Genomic DNA, 17,714 nt, shown 5'->3' on the forward strand with positions numbered 1-17,714 from the left:
CCAGATGGCGCGCCCTCGCGCCACCGAACTGATATACGAGAAATGCAAGCGCAAGGATGACAACTGCGGAGCCGAGATCGGGCTCGCTGACTACGAGAAAGGCGAGCACGGCGGCCGCCGCCATCGGCCGCGCGAGCCCCTTGAACGATCGCATGTCCCGTGGGTTCCCGACGGCGTATCTCGCAGCGGCGATGATGACGGCGAGCTTGGCGAACTCGGAGGGCTGGAGATGCAGGAAGCCGATTTGGAACCACCGCCGCGCGCCGTCGATCTCGACCCCGACTGCGAGCACCAGGATCAGCGCCACCGCCGCCGCGATGCCGGCGCCGTAGGCGATCGCGCGCAATCGTTCCATGTTGAGATGCGCCACGACGAGCATCGCCACCGCGCCGAGAATGGCAGCGACAACTTGACGTTTGACCAGGTAGTAAGTGTCATATGATGACGACGCGGCCTTGGCGAAGCTGGTGCTGAAGATGGCGACAATGCCGACTCCGACGAGCGCGGCGGTGAGCGCCACGATGAAGAGATCGAACTGGGCGCCGTTTCGCTGATGAGTCGTAGTGCGCGTCATTGGTCTCCTCTCGAAGTCGCGGCCGTCGCGGCGAGTTCAGCCACCGCGGTGCGAAATACCTCCCCCCGATGAGCCATGTTGCGGAACATATCGAAGCTGGCGCACGCGGGCGAGAGCAAGACGACGTCCCCCGGCTGCGCTTTGTCGAACGCCGCGCGGACCGCCGCCGGAAGCGTCGAGGCGGTCTCGATATCCGTCAGCCCCGCCGCCTGCGCCGCCGCCGCAATCGCCGGGCCGGCCTCGCCGATCACCACCAGCGCGCGCGCCTTCGCCGCAATCGCCCGCCCGAGGTCGACGAAGTCGGCCACCTTGGGCCGGCCGCCCGCGATCAGCACGACCGCTTCCTCGATCGCCTCCAGCGCTCGCTCCACCGCCGGCGGATTCGTCGCCTGCGAGTCGTTGATGAAGATGACGCCGCCGACGGTTCCGACTTCCTCGAGCCGGTTGGGCACGCCCTCGAACGCCGAGAGCGTCCGCTCCGCCCCGCTCAGATCCGCTCCCGCGGCGCCCGCTGCCGCGAGCGCCGCGAGCGCGTTCTCGAGATTGTGCCGGCCGCGCAGTCGCAACGAGACAACGGGAGCGACCGCGTGCCGCTCGGCGGCCACCGGCGGCGCCGCCACGATCTGCTCTCCGTCAACATAGACCCCGCGCCCCAGCAGCTCGGTCCGGCTGAACGGCGCCACCTGCGCGACGATCTTATCCGCCAGCCCGCGCACCTGCGGCTCATCGAAGTTGAGCACCGCCCAGTCGTCGCTCCCCTGTCGCTCGAAGATCCGCCGCTTCGCGCTCCAGTACGCCGCCACGTCAACGTGACGATCCAGGTGATCCGGCCAGAAATTGAGCAACACCGCGATGTGCGGCCGGAAGTCGCGCGTCGTCTCGAGTTGGAAGCTGCTCACTTCCGTCACCAGCACGTCGTCGGGCGCCGCGGCGAGCGCGTGCTCGATGATCGGCGAGCCGATGTTGCCTCCGACATGGGCACGAATGCCGCCGTCCGCGAGCAGCCGTCCGGTGAGCGTCGTCGTCGTCGTCTTGCCCTTGGTGCCGGTGATGGCGACGAACCTCGCTGTGGTCAGGCGGTAGGCGAGTTCGAGTTCCCCGATCACCTCGATGCCGCGCTCGCGCGCGTCTTGCAGCATCGGTAGATCCGGCGGCACACCCGGGCTGATGACCACGAGGTCGCTGTCGAGCAGTGTGCGATAGGCCTCCTGTCCGGCCTCGAGCGTAACCTCCTGTGGCAGTGCCTCGATCTGGTCCGCCAAGTCCTCGGGGGGCTTCACATCCGCCGCCGTGACCGATATGCCGAGCGAAGCGAGCGCCGTCGCCACTGCTCGCCCGGTGCCGTACTCGCCGAGGCCGATGACGTAGGCCCTTCGCGCGCTGATGCCAGGCCTGCCCTGAGCGCGGGCGCGCCCGGCGGAACCGTTCGATGCGTTCACCACGGCAGCATCCTCTCGGCGACCACTGCTCCCCAGGCGATGAGGCCGCCGGCGAGCCACATGCGCGACACGATCCGTGGCTCCGGCCAGCCGCTGAGTTCGAGATGGTGATGCAGCGGGCTCATGCGCAGGATGCGCTTGCCCGTCAGGCGGAAGCTCGCGACCTGCGCGATCACCGAAACCGCCTCGACGTAGAACACGACGCCGATAATCAGCAGCAGCAGTTCAGCCTTCAGCACCACCGCCGCGCCGGCCAGTGCCGCGCCCAGCGCCAGCGAGCCGGTATCGCCCATGAAGACGCGAGCGGGATAGGCGTTGTACCACAAGAACCCGAGGCACGCGCCGGCGAGCGCGAAGCACATCGCGCTGAGCGCGGGCTCCCCTCTGAACGTGGCGATGGCGCCGACGGAGATGCCTGCCGCCGCTGCGAGCCCGGCGGCGAGGCCGTCCAGTCCGTCGGTGAGGTTGACGCTGTTGGAGGTGAACACGATGAAGACCGCCGCCACCGGGTAGTACCACCAGCCGAGCGTCAGCAGCCGACCCGTGAACGGAACCAGCACCACCAGGTTCACGATACCCGATGCCGACAGGAGATACAGAAAGCCCGCGGCGAGAGCGAATTGCAGAAGCAGTTTCTCCCGCGCCCGCAAGCCCAGGGAGCGCTTGCGCTTGATGATGGAGCGATCGTCCAGGAATCCGACCACAGCGAAGCCTACGGCGAGCGCAGTGACCAACAGCACCGCTCCCCCGAGATGGCCGAGCAGCGCGCCGCCCGCCGCCGCGGCTGCGATGAGTGCGATGATGATGACGAGCCCCCCCATGGTCGGCGTGCCCTCTTTGCTGAGATGCGACTGCGGCCCGTCATCCCGTACCTGCTGGCCGCAGCCCCACTTGCGCAGCAGGAATATGGCGGGTCTGCCGAGGACGACCGCTATCGCGAAGGCGACTATCAGCGCCACTGCGTCAGCCACTCAGCAGCCTCCCCGTAATTTGCTCGAACGCCATCGCGCGCGACGCCTTGACGAGGACGACATCTCCCGGCCGCATCGCATCCAGCGCCCACGCCGCGGCCTGCTCGTTGCTCTCGGTCCAGCGCACGTTCTCGGGCGCCATGCTGCTGCGCGCCCCCTCCGCAATCCACCGCCCGAGGTCACCCACTGCAATCAGCAAATCCAACCCCGTGCGGCCCGCCTGTTCGCCAACCGCCCGATGGAGCTCCGGGGCCGACGGCCCCAGTTCCAGCATATCGCCCAAAACCGCGACTTTGCGCTCGGTCGCCATATCGCCCAGCAGTTCGAGCGCGGCCTCGACCGACGCGGGGCTCGCGTTGTAGCAGTCATCGATGATGCGAAATCCCGCCCGGCTTTGCACCACCTGCGCGCGCGCGCGCGACGCCGTAAACGCGCCCAGCCCGGCGACTACGTCCTCGAGGTCGGCACGCGCGTGTGTCGCCGCTGCGGCTGCCGCCAGGGCGTTGAGCACTTGATGCTGCCCGGGCGTGCCGAGGCGAACCTCCCTCTCGCCGCCGCGGCAGACCAGCTGAAAGCGTATCCCCTCTCGCTCGCGAGTCACGGCGAGCGCGCGGAAGTCCGCCGCCTCGCCGAGGCCGAATGTCACCACCGGCCCGCGCGCGCGCCGCGCCAGGCGCTCGAAAAACGCGTCATCCCGATTGAGAACCGAAGTGCCTTCGCCGACCGCCTCGACCAGCTCGCCCTTGGCGTCAGCGATGGCTTCGGGGCTGCCAAGCCGCTCGAGGTGACTCAGTCCGATGTTGGTCACCACGGCCACGGTCGGCTGCGCGAGACCCGCAAGGTATGCGATCTCCCCGGGGCCGCGCATTGCCATCTCAATCACCGCCGTGTCGTACTCCGGCGCGAGGGCCAGCACAGCGAGTGGCACGCCGATCTCGTTGTTGTAGTTCTCCGGCGTGGTGGCGACCGGGCCGCGGCGCGCGAGGATGGTGGCGATCATGTCCTTGGTCGTCGTCTTGCCCGTGCTGCCCGTGACGCCGACGACGGGTATCTGGAACCGCGCGCGGTGAAGTCGCGCCAAATCCCCGAGTGCCTTGAGCGTATCCTCCACCACGATCACGAAGGCGTCGGATTCGGGTTGGCGCTGCAGGCCCTCGGGCGAGCGCGACACGACGGCACCGACGGCGCCGGCGCGCAGGGCGATATCCACGAAGTCGTGCCCGTCGAACCGCTCGCCGCGCAGGGCGAGGAAGCATTGCCCGGCGGCGACCGCGCGCGAATCAGTGGTGACGCCGGAGCACGTCGCGCCCTCGCGGCCGGCCGCGAGGCGTCCGCTCGTCGCGGACAGTATCTCTGCTGCGGTGAAGTCCGCCATGATCAGTGCGTGCGCGTTAGCTCGGGGCTGGAGTTCCAGCATGGCTGGCCCTGCCGCACCGAGACCTTTCATGGTTGCCGCGGTTCAGCTTGAGCATCCGGCCGCATCTCACCGCGTTCGGCAACGAGCTCGCCGACCACCTCGCGATCGTCGAAGTGGATCGTACGGTCGGCGAAGATCTGGTACGTCTCGTGGCCTTTGCCCGCGATGAGAACCAGGTCGTCCGCGCGCGCCTCGTCGAGCGCCATGCGGATGGCCTCGCGGCGGTCCGGCTGGGCGCGGCAGCGCCGCCTACTCGCCCACGGCACGCCCGACATGATCTGCTGGATAATGCGCTCGGGCGACTCGCTGCGCGGGTTGTCGGAAGTTACGAACACCAGGTCGGCGAGGCGGGCTGCGGTCTCGCCCATGAGCGGGCGCTTGCCCGGATCGCGATCCCCGCCGGCGCCGAACACGACGAGCAGCCGCCCGGATACCAGCCGCCGCGCGTCGCGCAGGGCCTTCTCCAGGCCGTCGGGGGTGTGCGAATAGTCCACGACCACCGCGCAGTCCTGTCCTGCTTCGACCCGCTCGAAGCGGCCGCGAATGGGCGGCACCGATTCCAGCGCCGCGACCGCGCGCTCGAGATCGACGCCGACCCCGAGCGCCACCGCCAGCGCCGCCAGCGCGTTGTACACGTTGAACGACCCCACGAGCTTGAGGTTTACCGGCAGCATGCCCTGGGGCGCTTCGACGCGGAAGGAGGTGCCGTCGGCGCGGAGCGCGACGTCCCGCGCCATGACGTCGCCGCGCCCCTCGATGCCGTAGGTCACCGTGAGCCCGACCGCACGCTCGGCGAGCGCGCGGCCCGAGGCGTCGTCCGCGTTGATGACGTTGATGCGCAGCCGATCGCCCGGGGAGAATAAGGGGTCGTAGAACAGCCTCGCCTTGGCCTCGAAGTAGTCGCGTGGATCGGCATGAAAGTCGAGATGATCGCGAGTGAGGTTGGTGAAGACCGCGAACGAGAAAGCGCAGTGATCCGCGCGCCGCAGCGCGAGGGCGTGCGAGGACACCTCCATCGCCGCGTGCGTCACACCCGCAGTCACCATGCCGTGGAGCAGGGACTGCAAATCCGGCGCCTCGGGTGTGGTGTGAATCGCCGGCAGCAGGGCATCGCCGACGTGGTAGCCCAGGGTGCCGATGACGCCGGTCGCGTAGCCCGCCTGGCGCAGGATCGCCTCGGTGAGATAGCTCGTCGTGGTCTTGCCGTTGGTGCCGGTGATCCCGATCAGGCACAACTGCCGCGAGGGGCTGTCGTAGAACGCACTCGATACTGCGGCGAGCGCGGCGCGGACGTTCTCCACCTCGACCACGGTTGCGGTGCCGAAGTCCTGCCCCTCCGGGATGCGCTTGGACTGGGCAAGAATGGCCGCGGCGCCGCGCGCCAGCGCTTCGCTGATGTAGAGGTGGCCGTCGGTGTGCTGCCCAGGCACGCAGGCGAACAGATCTCCCGCCGCGACCTTGCGCGAGTCGTACGCGACGCCGGTTACCGGCACGTCGGCGGCGCCGGTGAGGCGCAGGTAGTTGACCTCCGTCAGCAGTTCGAACAGGTTCCTCATCAGCGAGCGTCCCTGCCGCGCCCGGCAGACCCAGTAACGTGTGTGAGGGGCCTCGCCGCCAGGGGAATACCTGACCACGCGGCTCGCCCCGCAACACCGCGCTTGCGCCAGAGAGTCCAACCGCCGCCGACGGCAGCCCGACGAGCCGGGCGGCAGTCCGGGCTCCCCTTACAGATTATAACCGGAATGTGTGCCTCCACCTCACGGCGGAGGTCGTTATCGCAGCACGTCGGGCGCTTGCACCAGCAAACGCGGGGGCATCCCAAGGTAAGACAATCCGCGCCGCGCGATATCGCAGAAGACCGGCGCCGCGACGACGCTCCCGTAGTGGCTCCCCCTGGGCTCATCCATGATGACCAGTATCGCCACGCGCGGCTCCTCCGCGGGGGCGAAACCGACGAACGAACCGATGTACTTACCCGAGGCGTATCCCGCCTCCGCCGTCGGCTTCTGCGCCGTGCCCGTCTTCCCGGCAACCGTGAAGCCATTGAGCCGGGCCGCCTGCCCCGTCCCCTCGGTGACGACGTCGCCCAGTATGTCCGCCATCGTGCGAGCCGTGTCCGGCCGGAGCGCGCGACGGCCCTCGTACGCGAGTTCAACCGGTTGCTTGCCCGGCTGCCCGATGCGATCAACGATGTGCACGGGAGGGAGTATGCCGTCGCCAGCGATCGCCGTGTAGGCCGCGAGCAGCTGCGGTGGAGTGACCGTTATGCCCTGTCCGAAGGCGAGGTTGGCGAGGCGGATGTCGCGCCAGGTGTCGGGGCGCGGCACCGACCCCATCGCCTCGCAGGGCAGGCCGATTCCGGTGCGCTGCGTGAAGCCGAGCGCCCGCAGAGTCTTGTAGAACTTGTCGGCGCCGACTGACAGCGCGAGCGTGGCGGCGCCGATATTACACGATTTCACGATGACGCCGCGCAAATCGAGGGCGCCGTGGGCGCGCGTGCCGTGGTGCAGGGCGCAATGAATGGTGCGCCGCCCGATGGCCTTCGACCCCGTGCAGTTGATCACCGGGGAATCGGCCGTCAGTCCCCCGTCTTGCAGCGCGGCGCACGCCGCGACGAGCTTGAATGTCGAGCCCGGCTCGTAGACGCACGTGACCGCGGGATTGCGCCACGCCTCGGACGGGAACTCGCGATAGCGGTTGGGGTCCATCGAGGGGTAGTTGGCAAGCGCAAGGACTGCCCCGGTCATCGGGTCGAGCACGATCGCCGTGCCGCCGGAGGCATTGCAGCTTTCCACCCCCTCGCGCAGCGCGCCCTCCGCCATCTCCTGGATGCGGACGTCAATCGTCAGGTAGACGTCCCGCCCTGCCTGCGGGGCGACTTGTTCCAGGCGGCCCCCCGGTATGATCCGCCGCCGGCTGCTGCCGTCCACTTCCGCTACCACATAGCCGTCGAGACCGGCGAGGGCGCGGTCGTAGGCGAGTTCAATGCCGGCGCCGCCGATATGGTCGTCGCGCACCAGCCCGAGCGTCTGGCCCGCGAGTTCGCCGTAGGGATACAGGCGCTTCTTCTCGGCGATGAAGCCGATCCCGCGCAGGCCCGGGATCTTCTTCCCGTCCGGACCCTCTCTTGCCCTGCACAACTCGCGGACTTGCGCAACCACGCGGTCGTCCGCGCGGCGGGACAGCCACACGAAGCGCCCCGGCTCGGCGAGTAGGGCGTCGATCTCCGACTCCGGCTGGCCGAGCACCGGGGCAAGCCTGGCGGCTGCCGCCCGCCGCGCCTTGCGCCGGGACTCCGGGGAGGGCCGCTCACTGGGGTCTATCTCCTCCGGATCCGCGAAGATCGAGTAGCAGATGCGGCTGAAGGCGAGCGGCACGCCAGTGCGGTCGTAGATCGTGCCGCGCGTGCCGAGGAGGCCGGCCTTGACCGTCTGTAGTCGCTTGGCCTCGCGGGCTAAAGCAGGGTGCAGCAGTACCTGGATAACGAACAGCCTGCCGCCGAGCGCGACGAGCAGCAGCGCGAACGCGACACACCAGCATTGAATGCATCGGCGCGTGCTGGCTGGAATGTCTGATCGCATGTTGATTCCCACTGACGGCGACAGCGCTATCGCCGCTTATCCGCGCGCACCGCGATCGGGCTGTCGCCTCTCATGTCCATTGACGACGAAAGCGCCGTCGCCGAGTTTCGCCGCCCGCGACAGCGCTGTGCTATGTAATTGCCAGTGACAGCAAAAGCGCGCCGCCTCACACTGCGCGCTTCCTGATGGCGTCTGCTCCGGGATTGCCTCAGGCGTCGTCCTATGGGCGAGCCATCTGCTGGCCTCCGGCGGCACCCTCCGCCGCCCCGCGCAAGCCGGTCGTGATGACACTGCTCACCTGCTGCGCCAGGGCTTGGTCGCGCAGCACGGCATAGGGATGAGCGTCCCGCCGCGCGTCCGCGGCCGTAACGCCGCTCGCCGGCGGCAGAACGATGTAATCTACTTCACTGGCGGGATCTGCGAGCGCCATGCCCCACTGCTGGGCGACGCTGACGACGCGCTCTTGCGCACGAGCCTGCTCGACGTCGAAACGAAGCTGCGTGTTGGCGGCTTCGAACGACCGAGCTTCCGCGACCAGCGCCTGGCGCCGGTATTCGAGTTGCGCGACGCGCGCGTAGGAGCTGACGTAGACGAGGCCGGCGATAATAAAGGAGGCGGTGAGCGCAAGGGCTGCGATTACTGGTCTGTGCGTTGCTGCAATCGGACGTCGGCGCTTGGGTCGCTCGCTGGGGGCGAATTTGAAGTCCTGGTCCAATCGCTGCTGCAAGTTTTGCTGTGACATTGCGCTCACCGCCATGGCAGATTCCGACGGAGGCTGCGGAAATCTGCCTATGAGGCAGTATGTATTAACCTAGTGGCCCTGCGTTATCCCTCGGGTATCCTCTCTGCGGCGCGCAGCTTGGCGCTGCGCGCCCGCGGGTTGGATTGGATCTCCGCTGTGCTGGGCATCACCGGCTTGCGCGTCAGTATGCGCACCAGCGGACGCCCCTCGCAGCGGCAAGTGGGGAGGAACGGTGGGCAGCGACAGGCGCGCGCATCGTCGCGAAAGGCGTTCTTCGTCACCCGGTCCTCAAGGCTGTGATAGGAGAGCACTACGATCCTCCCGCCGCCGGTCGTGCGACGAATGGCTTCGGGCAGTGATTGGCGAAGCGCCGCTAGCTCATCGTTGGCCGCGATCCTCAGGGCCATCATGCTCTTGGTGGCCGGGTGAATCCGGCTGCTGCGCGCGCGGGATGGTATTGCTGCTGCGACTACTTCTGCGAATTGAGCGGCCGTTCGGATCGCTGCTCTCTCGCGCTCCCGCACGATGGCTCGCGCTATGCGTCTCGCCCACCGTTCCTCGCCGAACTCCCAGAGCAAGCGGGCCAGGTCCTGCTCTGGAAGTTCGGCCACCAACTCGGCCGCCGGCTTCCCGACCCGGGGATCCCGGCGCATGTCCAGGGGCGCGTCGGAGCGGAAGCTGAACCCGCGCCCCTCGTCTGCGCGAAGCTGTTCGGCAGAGAGTCCCAGGTCGTACACCATCCCGTCGGCGACCGGTCGGTCCAACTTGTCAAGGATCGTACTGATATCTCTGAAATCGCCCTGAACCAGGATCGCGGGCTTCCCTGATAGCCTCGCCCTGGCTCGCTCTATCGCATCGGCATCGGCGTCAATGCCGATCAACTCGCCATCAGGCCCGATTTCCTCGCATATCGCCTGCGCATGCCCCCCGCTGCCGACGGTGCAGTCCACCACCCGCATCCCCGGCCGTATCGCCAGGTACTCCAGCACCTCGGCCACCATCACGGGGCGGTGAGCCTGCTCTTCCATTTTTCTCACAGGATTCGGCCTGCGCCCGCCGAATCACGACACCACACCTACAGGCGCTTGCTGCGGGCCTTCTCGCGCAGCGCCTCCGGGTTGAGCTCCTTCTCCTCGAAGAGGCGGCGTTCGTCCGGGTTCCATATCTCAATGCGATCAAAGCCGCCGCACAGCATGACTTCATCGCTGATGGACGCGCGCGCCCGCAGCTTGGGCGGAATGAACACTCGGCCTTGCCGATCAATCTTCGTCTCGACGCCCGAACCAAACAGGCGTTGGAGGGCCATTCCCTTCTCGTCGTCGTACGTCACCTTGGACAGCGTCTCCTGGATCCCGTCCCACCGCCACTTGGGCAGAATGAACAGGCAGTTCCCGTTTAACCCGGGGCAGAGGAAGAGTCCCTCGGCGAGCTGGGGGCGCCATGCGGCAGGCACAGTAACGCGCCCCTTGTCGTCGAGTTGGTGTTCGTATTCCCCCCAGAGATTGGAGGTCAACTTCTACGCCCCTTTGCGCCGCATCGAATCAGTGTGATCCTGCACTTTATACCACTATGATCCACAGCGCGCCACAAAGCTATACCACAATACCACTTGACTGTCAATAGCTCCTGCCGCCCTGACCGAAAAAATTTCGGATTTTCCGGGATCTTTCTGCATTTGCACCACTTCCAACCACCATCTGCCGCAGTGCCACCCTCGCCGGGGGACGGCGCCGCTCCCGTGCTACGCGCTGCCAGCAGATGTGTGCAGAGACATCCCGCTGATCGGAGTTGCATGCGATGAGCACCCCACCGGACAGCAACACCGCCCGGCTTGCCGAGCTGCTGCGCCGACGGCACAGCGTTCGACGCTTCGAGGATCGCCCGGTGCCGCAGGATGTGATACGCCGCGCGCTCGATATGGCGCGGTGGGCGCCGTCCAGCGCCAACCGGCAGCCATGGCATTTCGTGATCATCACGGATGAAGGGACTCGCAGTGAGCTGGCTGCCTCCGCACGCGCCGCACTCTTCGACATCAACGCCCACCTGCGTGAGGCGCCTGCGGTCATCGCCGCATGCTCCGACCCGCGCGTGACGAAATGGTACCTCTACGACGTCAGCGCTGCCATCATGTGCCTGCTGCTCGCCCTCGACTCCCTCGGCCTGGGGGCGTGCTGGGTGGGGCTGTTCGATGAGGAACGCGTCAAAGAGCTGCTCGGCATCCCCGAGCCCGTGCACGTCGCCGCGCTCATTCCGATCGGCTATCCGGCGGAGCAGCCGCCGCCGTCGCCGCGGCTGGAGGTGGACGAGATCGCGTTCTGGCAGCGCTGGGGCGAGCGCGATCCGGCCGGGCATCCCGTCCCCCTGACGCGCTTCGGCCGCCGCGGCGTGCCATCCGTGGTGTGGAAGGCAATACGGAATCTCGTGTCAAGGATCCCTCGGCGGCACCGTTGAGGCGGGCAACTAGAGTCGGCAGCAGCTCAGCCGAACGGGAACATTCGACATCTCGCACGCACCTAATCCCAGCAAACGCCGAGCGGCGATCCGGCAGTCACAGGCTCGCCGCGCGAAAGGACGGACTCAACCATGCGCATCAGCACTGTGTGTATCGTCGTCCTGGTTATGTCGTGCTCCGCCGCTGTCGCGCTGGCCGCTCCTGCACAGTCGGCTGGCGCGGCGACATCGCAGGCCGAGCCGGCGCCCGAGAGTTGGGCGGGCGCGCTGAGCGATCTCGGCGACAGCGCTCAGGTCAACGGCTCTCACCTCGACGTCAGGCTGTACTTGAACATCCCGGAGTTGTTTGAGGTGCTTGCGAAGCTTGGCGTGATCCCCGCGGAGATGGCCGAGCAGGCGCTGGCTGCGAGCGAGGCCGAGACCGCCGACAGTGACGGAGAGCCGTCGTACGTGCGAGTCGAGGTCCACGTGCGTCTCGCCGAGATCGCGCCGTTGGTGGCGGCTCTGGCGCAGGCACGTCCAGTGCCGGTGCCGGAGGCGGGCGAGCCGGCGGCGGAGAAGGCTGCCGAAGGGCCGTCGACAGCCGAGGACGAGCCGAGCGCGGAGCAGTAGTAGCGCGTCCGGCGGTACCGGCGTCCCTCGGTCGGGCCCCGTAACCAAGCGGGGGCTGGACTGGCGCCGCTTGCCGGAGAGACTGCGGCGATCAGTGGTGTGGTCGCAGGGCCTGCGCGCCTAGCGTTGCCGAGCAACCTGGGTGGCCCAGCGGAACACATCGCGGACTACCTGCCTGCGATCCTCCATCACTCCTCGCAGGGATGCGCGTTGGTTCTCCTGCGCGTTCCAGGCCTCGACGATGGCTGACGTAAGCGCCGCTTCGTCGAGGCGGGACGCGCTCGCGGCAACGTCGAGAGCGAGGTCCGCCATGAAGGCGTCAACCTTGGGGTCGTAGCTCACGGCCACCGGCGGCGCGCCGCCCGCCGCGGCGAAGATCAGCGCGTGGAGCCGCATCCCGACGACCGCCCGCGCGCGGCCGAGCATCCCGGCCAGCACGGGTGGCGGCACTTCGGCTGCGACAACCTGTCCGCCCAACGCTTCGGCGAGAGCGCCGCAGGGCTCGACGTCGCGCGGCCGCTGCATGGGGAAGAGCACGGCCCGGCCGTTCGGCTGGACACGGGCCATGGCGTCTTTGACGGCGGACGCGAGTCGTGACAAGAGGTTTCGCGTCATGCCGCGTATCCGCCACGTGCGGGGCGCGACAGCGAGCACGGGTTCGCCCTCGCCCACGCCGACATCACGATACGCCGCAGCGACGCGCTCGGGGGGACAAGGGTCCATCGCGAGTGACAGGTCCGCCGCGATGCGCACGGTGGGCGCGGTGACCCGCATCCTCGCAAGTTCCCGCGCCGACCGGGAGTCGCGGACCGCAATGCCCTGCACGCGGTTGAGGTAGCGGCGGACGAGCGCGCGCAGCCAGCGCCGCCGCAGCGGACCGATCCCCTGCCCGAGCACCATGACCGGCACCCGCGCCTTGAGCGCCTGCTCGACGATTGCGAGGTAATACAGGCATGAGCGGGCGCTGGTGGTATCCTGGAACAAATTGCCGCCGCCGCTAATGAGCAGATTCGCTTGGTCGAGCTGTCGGCGCAGCGCGCGCGCGTCGAAGCTGCCGATGCTCTCGACCCCGTGGCTGTTGGCGGTGACGGCGGGGCTCCGCGACAAAACGGTCAGATGCACGTCGCCGGCCGCTTCCCGCATTCCCGCGACTATGCCGGCCAGCAGCGCCTCATCCCCGGCGTTGCCGGACCCGTAGTAGCCGGATACAATGGCCCGCACGGATGGCTCCCCAGGTCGGTGTTGGGTACGAGCGCCGGCTGCGCGTGATGCGCCGGGGACGGGGCCGGCGGATCAGGAACGCCCCTCCACGGTCAACTTGACCCGGAGCGGGCCGGCACTCCAAATGTCGCTCGCGGCGTGGGCGATCACCTCCACGCTGCCCTTGCGGCTCTGTACCTGGCGAATGACGTCAAGCAGATCGGGATACGGGATCTCCCCCACGACCTCCTCGGGCCCGGGAAAGAGCGCTTCTCTGCCTTGCCCCAGGCGCGCCGCCGCTCGCGGCATGACCCCCGCCTCACGCCCACGGCTCGACACCTTGACGCGCAGGAACGTGACGAGTTGGAACATCAGGGTCGCTTGATCGCGGGAGCTGTCAATCGTGGTGCGCGCGAGTTCCTCGCCGGCGTGGAATACGAGTTCGTTGCGGAACAGCCTGAAGTGAACCACGACGGTCTCGCCCCGCACCACGTTGCCCGCCGACGCGGCGCGGACGATCACGCTGCCCTCTGTGTCGCTGATCGCCTCCGCAAGGGCATCCAGCACCTGCCCCTCGGTGTAGAGAATCGGCTGCTGCGTCGCCTCATCCCACACCAGCTGCGACATGTCGATGCCCCGACCGTTGTCTCGCGCGCCGGCCCCCCCGCTGACGGCCGCTCGGTTGACGAGACCGACGAAGTCATCGAGGTCGGAACGCACTTCGCTGATCGGTCGTCCGCCGGGAACGACCGCGGTCACGATCTCCTCATCGGCGCCGAAGATGACCGGCTGGGTCCGGATCACCTGGAACGCCTGTCGCGCCTGTTGTGACAGGCTCCGAATGTCCGCCTCAAGCTGCTCGCGCTCGCCGGTCAACTTGATGATCATCTGCGCGTTGTCGCGCAGTTCGGCATACGCGGCGTCCAGTTCGCGGTTGGCGTTCGCCAGTTCGGCCGCGACCTGCGACAACTCCTGGGTCTTGGTGCCCAACTCCTGTTGGGTGGTGGCGAGTGCGCCGCGCGTCGCCTCGAGTTCCCGGCGCTGGTCCGCCAGTTCGCGGCGCTCCCTCTCGAGTTCCGCGGACACCTCCCGCAGCCGCGCGGCCGTTATCTCGAGATTCTCCCTCTGCGTCGCCAGCTCCGCCGATACGACGCGCAGCCGCTCCCGAGCCGCCGCCAGCTGCTGCCTCTGCTCACCCAGGCGCTTGGTCTGCTGTGTCAGCGCGGACAGCACCGCGGTCAGTCGCTCCTTCGCCGCATCGAGGTCGCGCTGTGCCCGCGCCGCGCGCCGCCGGCTGCTCTCAGCGCGCGTTTCCAACTCCCGCGCGGCACTCTCGAGTCGCCCGATCTCGCGCCGCATCTCCGCCACTCGCAGCAACGCATCCCGCACGTTTTGCGACACCAGCATCGCGGAAGTGAGCGTGAACGCCGCGATCAGCATCCCCGCCAGCACCGATATCGCGATCGCCGTGCGCCGCGGCCGCAGTCCGAACAACGTCAGCCGGCGGCGACCCATGCGGCGCCCGATGACATCGCCGACATAGGCGATGATGCCGCTGGCTACGATCAGCGCCGCGATGAGAAATACGCCGTAGCCGCCCATTGGCGCCTGCTCTCCACAGACGACGCGACTCACCGGCCGCGTCATCTTCCGGGTCATTATAGGCGGGGGTGCTACGGCCGTCAAGGAATCCGCTGCGGCCCCGTGCCGGTGCCGCAGCATCGCGCTGATGCAGCGATGCACGGTCGTGGCATGAACCAACGGAGACGCGGGCGCGTCTAAATGGCCGGAACCCGAGAGGCGGAGAGGGCGACGGCTTGTGTAGGCACCGTCCCATTGGCTAGAAGGACATGACGTACGGGTTGCGGTAAACTACCACGCTAGGGTTTGCACACCCGACGTATTCAGGAGGTGACGATGAAGAAGCGCAGAGCGAGGATGATTGCTGCGCTCTCGGTGCTCTTGCTCGCGAGCGCCGCGGCCTGCTGGCCCGCCGTGACGGCCACCGCGCGCACTCGCACGTGGGGCGATCGAGAGGAAGGCGAGGTGGTCATCAACGACGCGGTGGTGATGCGCATTCGCAGCGCCGCCGGGGGATACAGCGCAACTCAGCGCGCCGAGGCGGTTGCGGCGCGGCTCAGCAAGGCGCTCCAGGCCGGCCTGGCTTGGCAAGATCTGCGCGTCGGCGAGATGAATCGCGAGCAGGCGGTGATGACGAGCGGCGGCGATCTGATAGTTACCGCCGACCGCTTCCATGCCCAGGTCAACGGTACCACGCCGACGCTCCTGGCGCAGGCGTGGTATAGCAACATGGTGCAAGCGCTGGGCGGGGAGGTTCCGAGCGAGCCCCCGACGGCAACCGCGCCGGGGACGGCGGCGATATCCCCGGTGACGGCCCCGGGGCCACCGGAGGTCAACTGGGAGTGGCAGGAGGACAAGATCGTGCCCGTCTTCAGCATCGGCACCCCGGGGGTCTCGATCGGGGCGGCGCGAGTATCCGGTCCGAAGGTTGAGGTCGGCAAGGTCAAGGCAGTCGCGCAGGTCGAGGCCGAGTTTCGGCGCGCGGTGCGCGCGCGCATCTACATCCCGGTCTCGAGCATCAGCACCAAGCCGGACCGCGTGCAGGGCGTCAGCGTGAGCGCCCTCATTGATTACAACCTCCCGCTGTAGGGTGACGCGAGGGCACAACATGAAAACACTAGGCAAGCTTGACCGACGCTTTATGGCCGTCACCATCGCGCTCGTTCTGGTGGCGATGGTGAGCGGGACGGCGGTTGCCGTTGACGTCGGCGATCTGCTCAAGATCTTCGGCATCGGCTACGTCGTGAAGCAATTCTCCGGTCAGATCGACTCGTTCATCAACAAGGCGCTCGGCGAGCGCGGCGCCGAGGCCCGCGGCGCGACCAAGGTCGTGCCGATACTGTCCGTGGGCGCCGGCGGGTTCATCGGGGCCGCCCAGGTGGTTGGAGTGCCGAGCAAAGTGCGGACCGTGAAGGCCGTGGCACAGGTTGAGGCGAAGTTTCGCGACCGCTTTCGCATGCGCGTCCTCATCCCCGTGAGCACGGAGACGGTCAGCGGCGCTCCCAAGGGCGTCTCGGGTGTCGGAGTATCCGCAGTCCTGGATTTTGAAATCTGAGTCAACTTGAGCCTGAGACATGATCCTGCCTGAGCCACGCCTCGAGCTTGAGGGGGAGGCAACGGTCGATAACGCCCGCAGCTTGGCCAACCCGGAGACAGCGGTCGCCATCTTCCGCACCGCCTTCGTCGCGCTCACGGTGGTCACCCTGTTCCGGAGCAGCCGGGTCTTGGGCTCCTTCACGCCTCTGCATCTCGTTGCCATCCTGGCCGCGACCTACAATGTGGCCTTGCTCATCATGTATTGGCGGGGGCTCTACTTCCCCGGACACCGGCACTTCATCCTCAGCCTCGATATCGTGTTCATCACGCTGTGGGTGGCATTGAGCCGCGTCTTGGGCCTCGGCCCCGGGTTCTTCCCGCTGTACTACGCCCTCGTATTCATCGCCGCGCTGTGGTTCGGGATCGTCGGGGCGGCGCTGACCGCGCTGGTCTCGGGCGCGCTGTATATCGGCATCCTCGCAGGGGTCGGCCCGTACACCACAGCAGACATTGCGGAGACGTTACGCCAGCACGTGCTCGTCCTGTTCTTGGTCGTCATTCTCATCGGCTACATCGCGCAGGCGCAGCAGCGCGAGCGTGCGGCCTCGGAACGGACACGCACCGCGCTCGCCCGCTATCAGCAGCACCGGCGCCTGATGCAGGACTTCTATGACTTGATCAACCCCCAGCAACTCTCTCCACCCCCGGGCCTCGACGTCGGCGTGGGCTTCCGTGCGGCGGTGCGCATGGGCGCGGGCGACTACTACGACCTGCTCCGTTTGGAGGGCGGCCGATACGGGCTGTGCGTGGCCGATGTGGCCGGCAAGTACGGTGCCGAGGTGCTGCGCGTGCCCGTGGTCAAGTACGCCCTGAAGGTGGCCGCAGCGGTCGAGCACCGGCCGTCGCGGGTCTTGGAACGTGTCAACGAACTCGTCTTCGACGAGCTGCAGCCCGACCGCTTCGTAACGATGTTCTACGCTCAGGTGGATCCCTTGGCCGCCGAAGTAACGTACGTCAACGCCGGCCACGACCCGCCCCTGCTCATACGCAGCGACAACACCGTGGAAACCCTGGAGGCGGGCGGCCTCGTCCTCGGCGTGCTGCGCGACGCCCGCTACGAGGAGGAAGTGGTGCGCCTGGCGGCAGGCGATGCGCTGGTGCTCTACACCGACGGCGCCGTGGAGGCCACCAACGCTGCGGGCGCGGAGTTCGGCGCCGAGCAACTGCAGGACACCGCCCGCGCCGTGCTCGTCGGCGCAGGCTCGGCGAAAGACGCCGCGCTCGGGATGCTTGCCGCCATAGAGAACTTCGCGCGAGGCGGCGCGCGCCGCGACGACGTGACCATTATGGTGATCCGCCTGGCGCCGCGCCCGGCGGCGGTAAGAGCGGCCGCCGCAGACGACGACGACATCGGAGCCCAGGCCGCAGAGCAGGCGTGACGCGCCCCTCCGCGGGACGCGACGCCGGACCTCGCGGCGGCGGGTGACTATATCGGCTGATGTGTGGTATGATAGCTTCGCTGCCGCCTGGTCGGGAAGGAGAACCCGACGGGGTGGGTGAATGAACAGGCGATACGGACGAAGAAGTGGAAAACGCCAAGCCGGCCATGT

Annotated in this window: 16 protein-coding genes; 5 read left to right on the forward strand and 11 right to left on the reverse strand. The window is 67.8% G+C overall.

The window, feature by feature from the left end; translation table 11 throughout:
• From JSV65_07110 to JSV65_07150, 9 genes are all read right to left on the reverse strand, one after another.
• Positions 1 to 574, reverse strand: a 574-nt coding sequence (locus tag JSV65_07110) for an FtsW/RodA/SpoVE family cell cycle protein (GenBank protein UCH36118.1), incomplete at its 3' end; no start/stop codon positions are given.
• On the reverse strand, positions 571 to 1,959 hold the full coding sequence (gene murD, locus JSV65_07115; GenBank protein ID UCH36715.1) for a UDP-N-acetylmuramoyl-L-alanine--D-glutamate ligase: 1,389 nt from the start codon (positions 1,957 to 1,959) through the stop codon (positions 571 to 573). The genes JSV65_07110 and murD, both read right to left, overlap by 4 nt.
• 50 nt (positions 1,960 to 2,009) lie before the next feature.
• Positions 2,010 to 2,984, reverse strand: coding sequence for a phospho-N-acetylmuramoyl-pentapeptide-transferase (locus tag JSV65_07120; protein UCH36119.1), 975 nt, complete (start codon positions 2,982 to 2,984; stop codon positions 2,010 to 2,012).
• Entirely contained in the window at positions 2,977 to 4,431 is a 1,455-nt protein-coding gene (locus tag JSV65_07125) for a UDP-N-acetylmuramoyl-tripeptide--D-alanyl-D-alanine ligase (GenBank protein UCH36120.1), read from the reverse strand. The genes JSV65_07120 and JSV65_07125 overlap by 8 nt, the downstream gene beginning before the upstream one ends.
• Complete coding sequence (locus JSV65_07130) at positions 4,428 to 5,957, reverse strand: UDP-N-acetylmuramoyl-L-alanyl-D-glutamate--2,6-diaminopimelate ligase (GenBank protein UCH36121.1); 1,530 nt, start codon at positions 5,955 to 5,957, stop codon at positions 4,428 to 4,430. Before JSV65_07130 ends, JSV65_07125 begins: the two co-directional genes overlap by 4 nt.
• 216 nt (positions 5,958 to 6,173) lie before the next feature.
• The gene (locus JSV65_07135) at positions 6,174 to 7,982 is read right to left on the reverse strand and encodes a penicillin-binding protein 2 (GenBank protein ID UCH36122.1); all 1,809 of its coding nucleotides are present in this window, start codon (positions 7,980 to 7,982) and stop codon (positions 6,174 to 6,176) included.
• Between the two features lie 220 nt (positions 7,983 to 8,202).
• Positions 8,203 to 8,724, reverse strand: coding sequence for a hypothetical protein (locus tag JSV65_07140; protein UCH36123.1), 522 nt, complete (start codon positions 8,722 to 8,724; stop codon positions 8,203 to 8,205).
• 83 nt (positions 8,725 to 8,807) lie between these two features.
• Positions 8,808 to 9,752 carry a 16S rRNA (cytosine(1402)-N(4))-methyltransferase RsmH gene (gene rsmH / locus JSV65_07145; protein UCH36716.1) on the reverse strand — a complete coding sequence of 315 codons (945 nt, stop codon included), beginning with the start codon at positions 9,750 to 9,752 and terminating at the stop codon, positions 8,808 to 8,810.
• A gap of 47 nt (positions 9,753 to 9,799) precedes the next feature.
• Positions 9,800 to 10,237, reverse strand: coding sequence for a cell division/cell wall cluster transcriptional repressor MraZ (locus JSV65_07150; GenBank protein UCH36124.1), 438 nt, complete (start codon positions 10,235 to 10,237; stop codon positions 9,800 to 9,802).
• A gap of 284 nt (positions 10,238 to 10,521) precedes the next feature.
• Between JSV65_07150 and JSV65_07155 the strand changes: the two genes are divergently transcribed.
• Together JSV65_07155 and JSV65_07160 are read left to right on the forward strand one after the other, a co-directional pair.
• Complete coding sequence (locus tag JSV65_07155; GenBank protein ID UCH36125.1) at positions 10,522 to 11,175, forward strand: nitroreductase family protein; 654 nt, start codon at positions 10,522 to 10,524, stop codon at positions 11,173 to 11,175.
• A 132-nt stretch (positions 11,176 to 11,307) separates the two neighbouring features.
• Positions 11,308 to 11,787, forward strand: a complete 480-nt coding sequence (locus JSV65_07160; protein ID UCH36126.1) for a hypothetical protein — start codon at positions 11,308 to 11,310, stop codon at positions 11,785 to 11,787.
• A gap of 120 nt (positions 11,788 to 11,907) precedes the next feature.
• Here the strand turns inward: JSV65_07160 and csaB are convergent, their stop codons facing one another.
• Positions 11,908 to 13,008: a polysaccharide pyruvyl transferase CsaB gene (gene csaB, locus JSV65_07165; protein ID UCH36127.1), complete on the reverse strand. Its 1,101-nt coding sequence runs from the start codon at positions 13,006 to 13,008 to the stop codon at positions 11,908 to 11,910.
• Positions 13,009 to 13,080: 72 nt separating this feature from the next.
• Complete coding sequence (locus tag JSV65_07170) at positions 13,081 to 14,646, reverse strand: DUF3084 domain-containing protein (GenBank protein ID UCH36128.1); 1,566 nt, start codon at positions 14,644 to 14,646, stop codon at positions 13,081 to 13,083.
• Between the two features lie 258 nt (positions 14,647 to 14,904).
• Between JSV65_07170 and JSV65_07175 the strand changes: the two genes are divergently transcribed.
• From JSV65_07175 to JSV65_07185, 3 genes are read left to right on the forward strand one after another with little or no spacing between them, the layout of a single operon-like run.
• Complete coding sequence (locus tag JSV65_07175) at positions 14,905 to 15,657, forward strand: hypothetical protein (GenBank protein ID UCH36129.1); 753 nt, start codon at positions 14,905 to 14,907, stop codon at positions 15,655 to 15,657.
• A 19-nt stretch (positions 15,658 to 15,676) separates the two neighbouring features.
• Complete coding sequence (locus JSV65_07180; protein UCH36130.1) at positions 15,677 to 16,123, forward strand: hypothetical protein; 447 nt, start codon at positions 15,677 to 15,679, stop codon at positions 16,121 to 16,123.
• 19 nt (positions 16,124 to 16,142) lie between these two features.
• Positions 16,143 to 17,543, forward strand: a complete 1,401-nt coding sequence (locus JSV65_07185) for a serine/threonine-protein phosphatase (GenBank protein ID UCH36131.1) — start codon at positions 16,143 to 16,145, stop codon at positions 17,541 to 17,543.
• Positions 17,544 to 17,714: the final 171 nt, after the last annotated feature.

This window comes from Armatimonadota bacterium (assembly GCA_020354555.1).
Taxonomy (GTDB): Bacteria; Armatimonadota; Hebobacteria.

Coding starts and splice junctions, on each gene's coding strand:
- JSV65_07180 (UCH36130.1), top strand. CDS start 15,677: ATGAAAACACTAGGCAAGCTTGACCGACGCTTTATGGCCGTCACCATC.
- JSV65_07170 (UCH36128.1), bottom strand. CDS start 14,646: ATGACCCGGAAGATGACGCGGCCGGTGAGTCGCGTCGTCTGTGGAGAG.
- JSV65_07155 (UCH36125.1), top strand. CDS start 10,522: ATGAGCACCCCACCGGACAGCAACACCGCCCGGCTTGCCGAGCTGCTG.
- JSV65_07135 (UCH36122.1), bottom strand. CDS start 7,982: ATGCGATCAGACATTCCAGCCAGCACGCGCCGATGCATTCAATGCTGG.
- JSV65_07175 (UCH36129.1), top strand. CDS start 14,905: ATGAAGAAGCGCAGAGCGAGGATGATTGCTGCGCTCTCGGTGCTCTTG.
- JSV65_07140 (UCH36123.1), bottom strand. CDS start 8,724: ATGTCACAGCAAAACTTGCAGCAGCGATTGGACCAGGACTTCAAATTC.
- JSV65_07125 (UCH36120.1), bottom strand. CDS start 4,431: ATGAAAGGTCTCGGTGCGGCAGGGCCAGCCATGCTGGAACTCCAGCCC.
- JSV65_07160 (UCH36126.1), top strand. CDS start 11,308: ATGCGCATCAGCACTGTGTGTATCGTCGTCCTGGTTATGTCGTGCTCC.
- rsmH (UCH36716.1), bottom strand. CDS start 9,752: ATGGAAGAGCAGGCTCACCGCCCCGTGATGGTGGCCGAGGTGCTGGAG.
- JSV65_07130 (UCH36121.1), bottom strand. CDS start 5,957: ATGAGGAACCTGTTCGAACTGCTGACGGAGGTCAACTACCTGCGCCTC.
- JSV65_07185 (UCH36131.1), top strand. CDS start 16,143: ATGATCCTGCCTGAGCCACGCCTCGAGCTTGAGGGGGAGGCAACGGTC.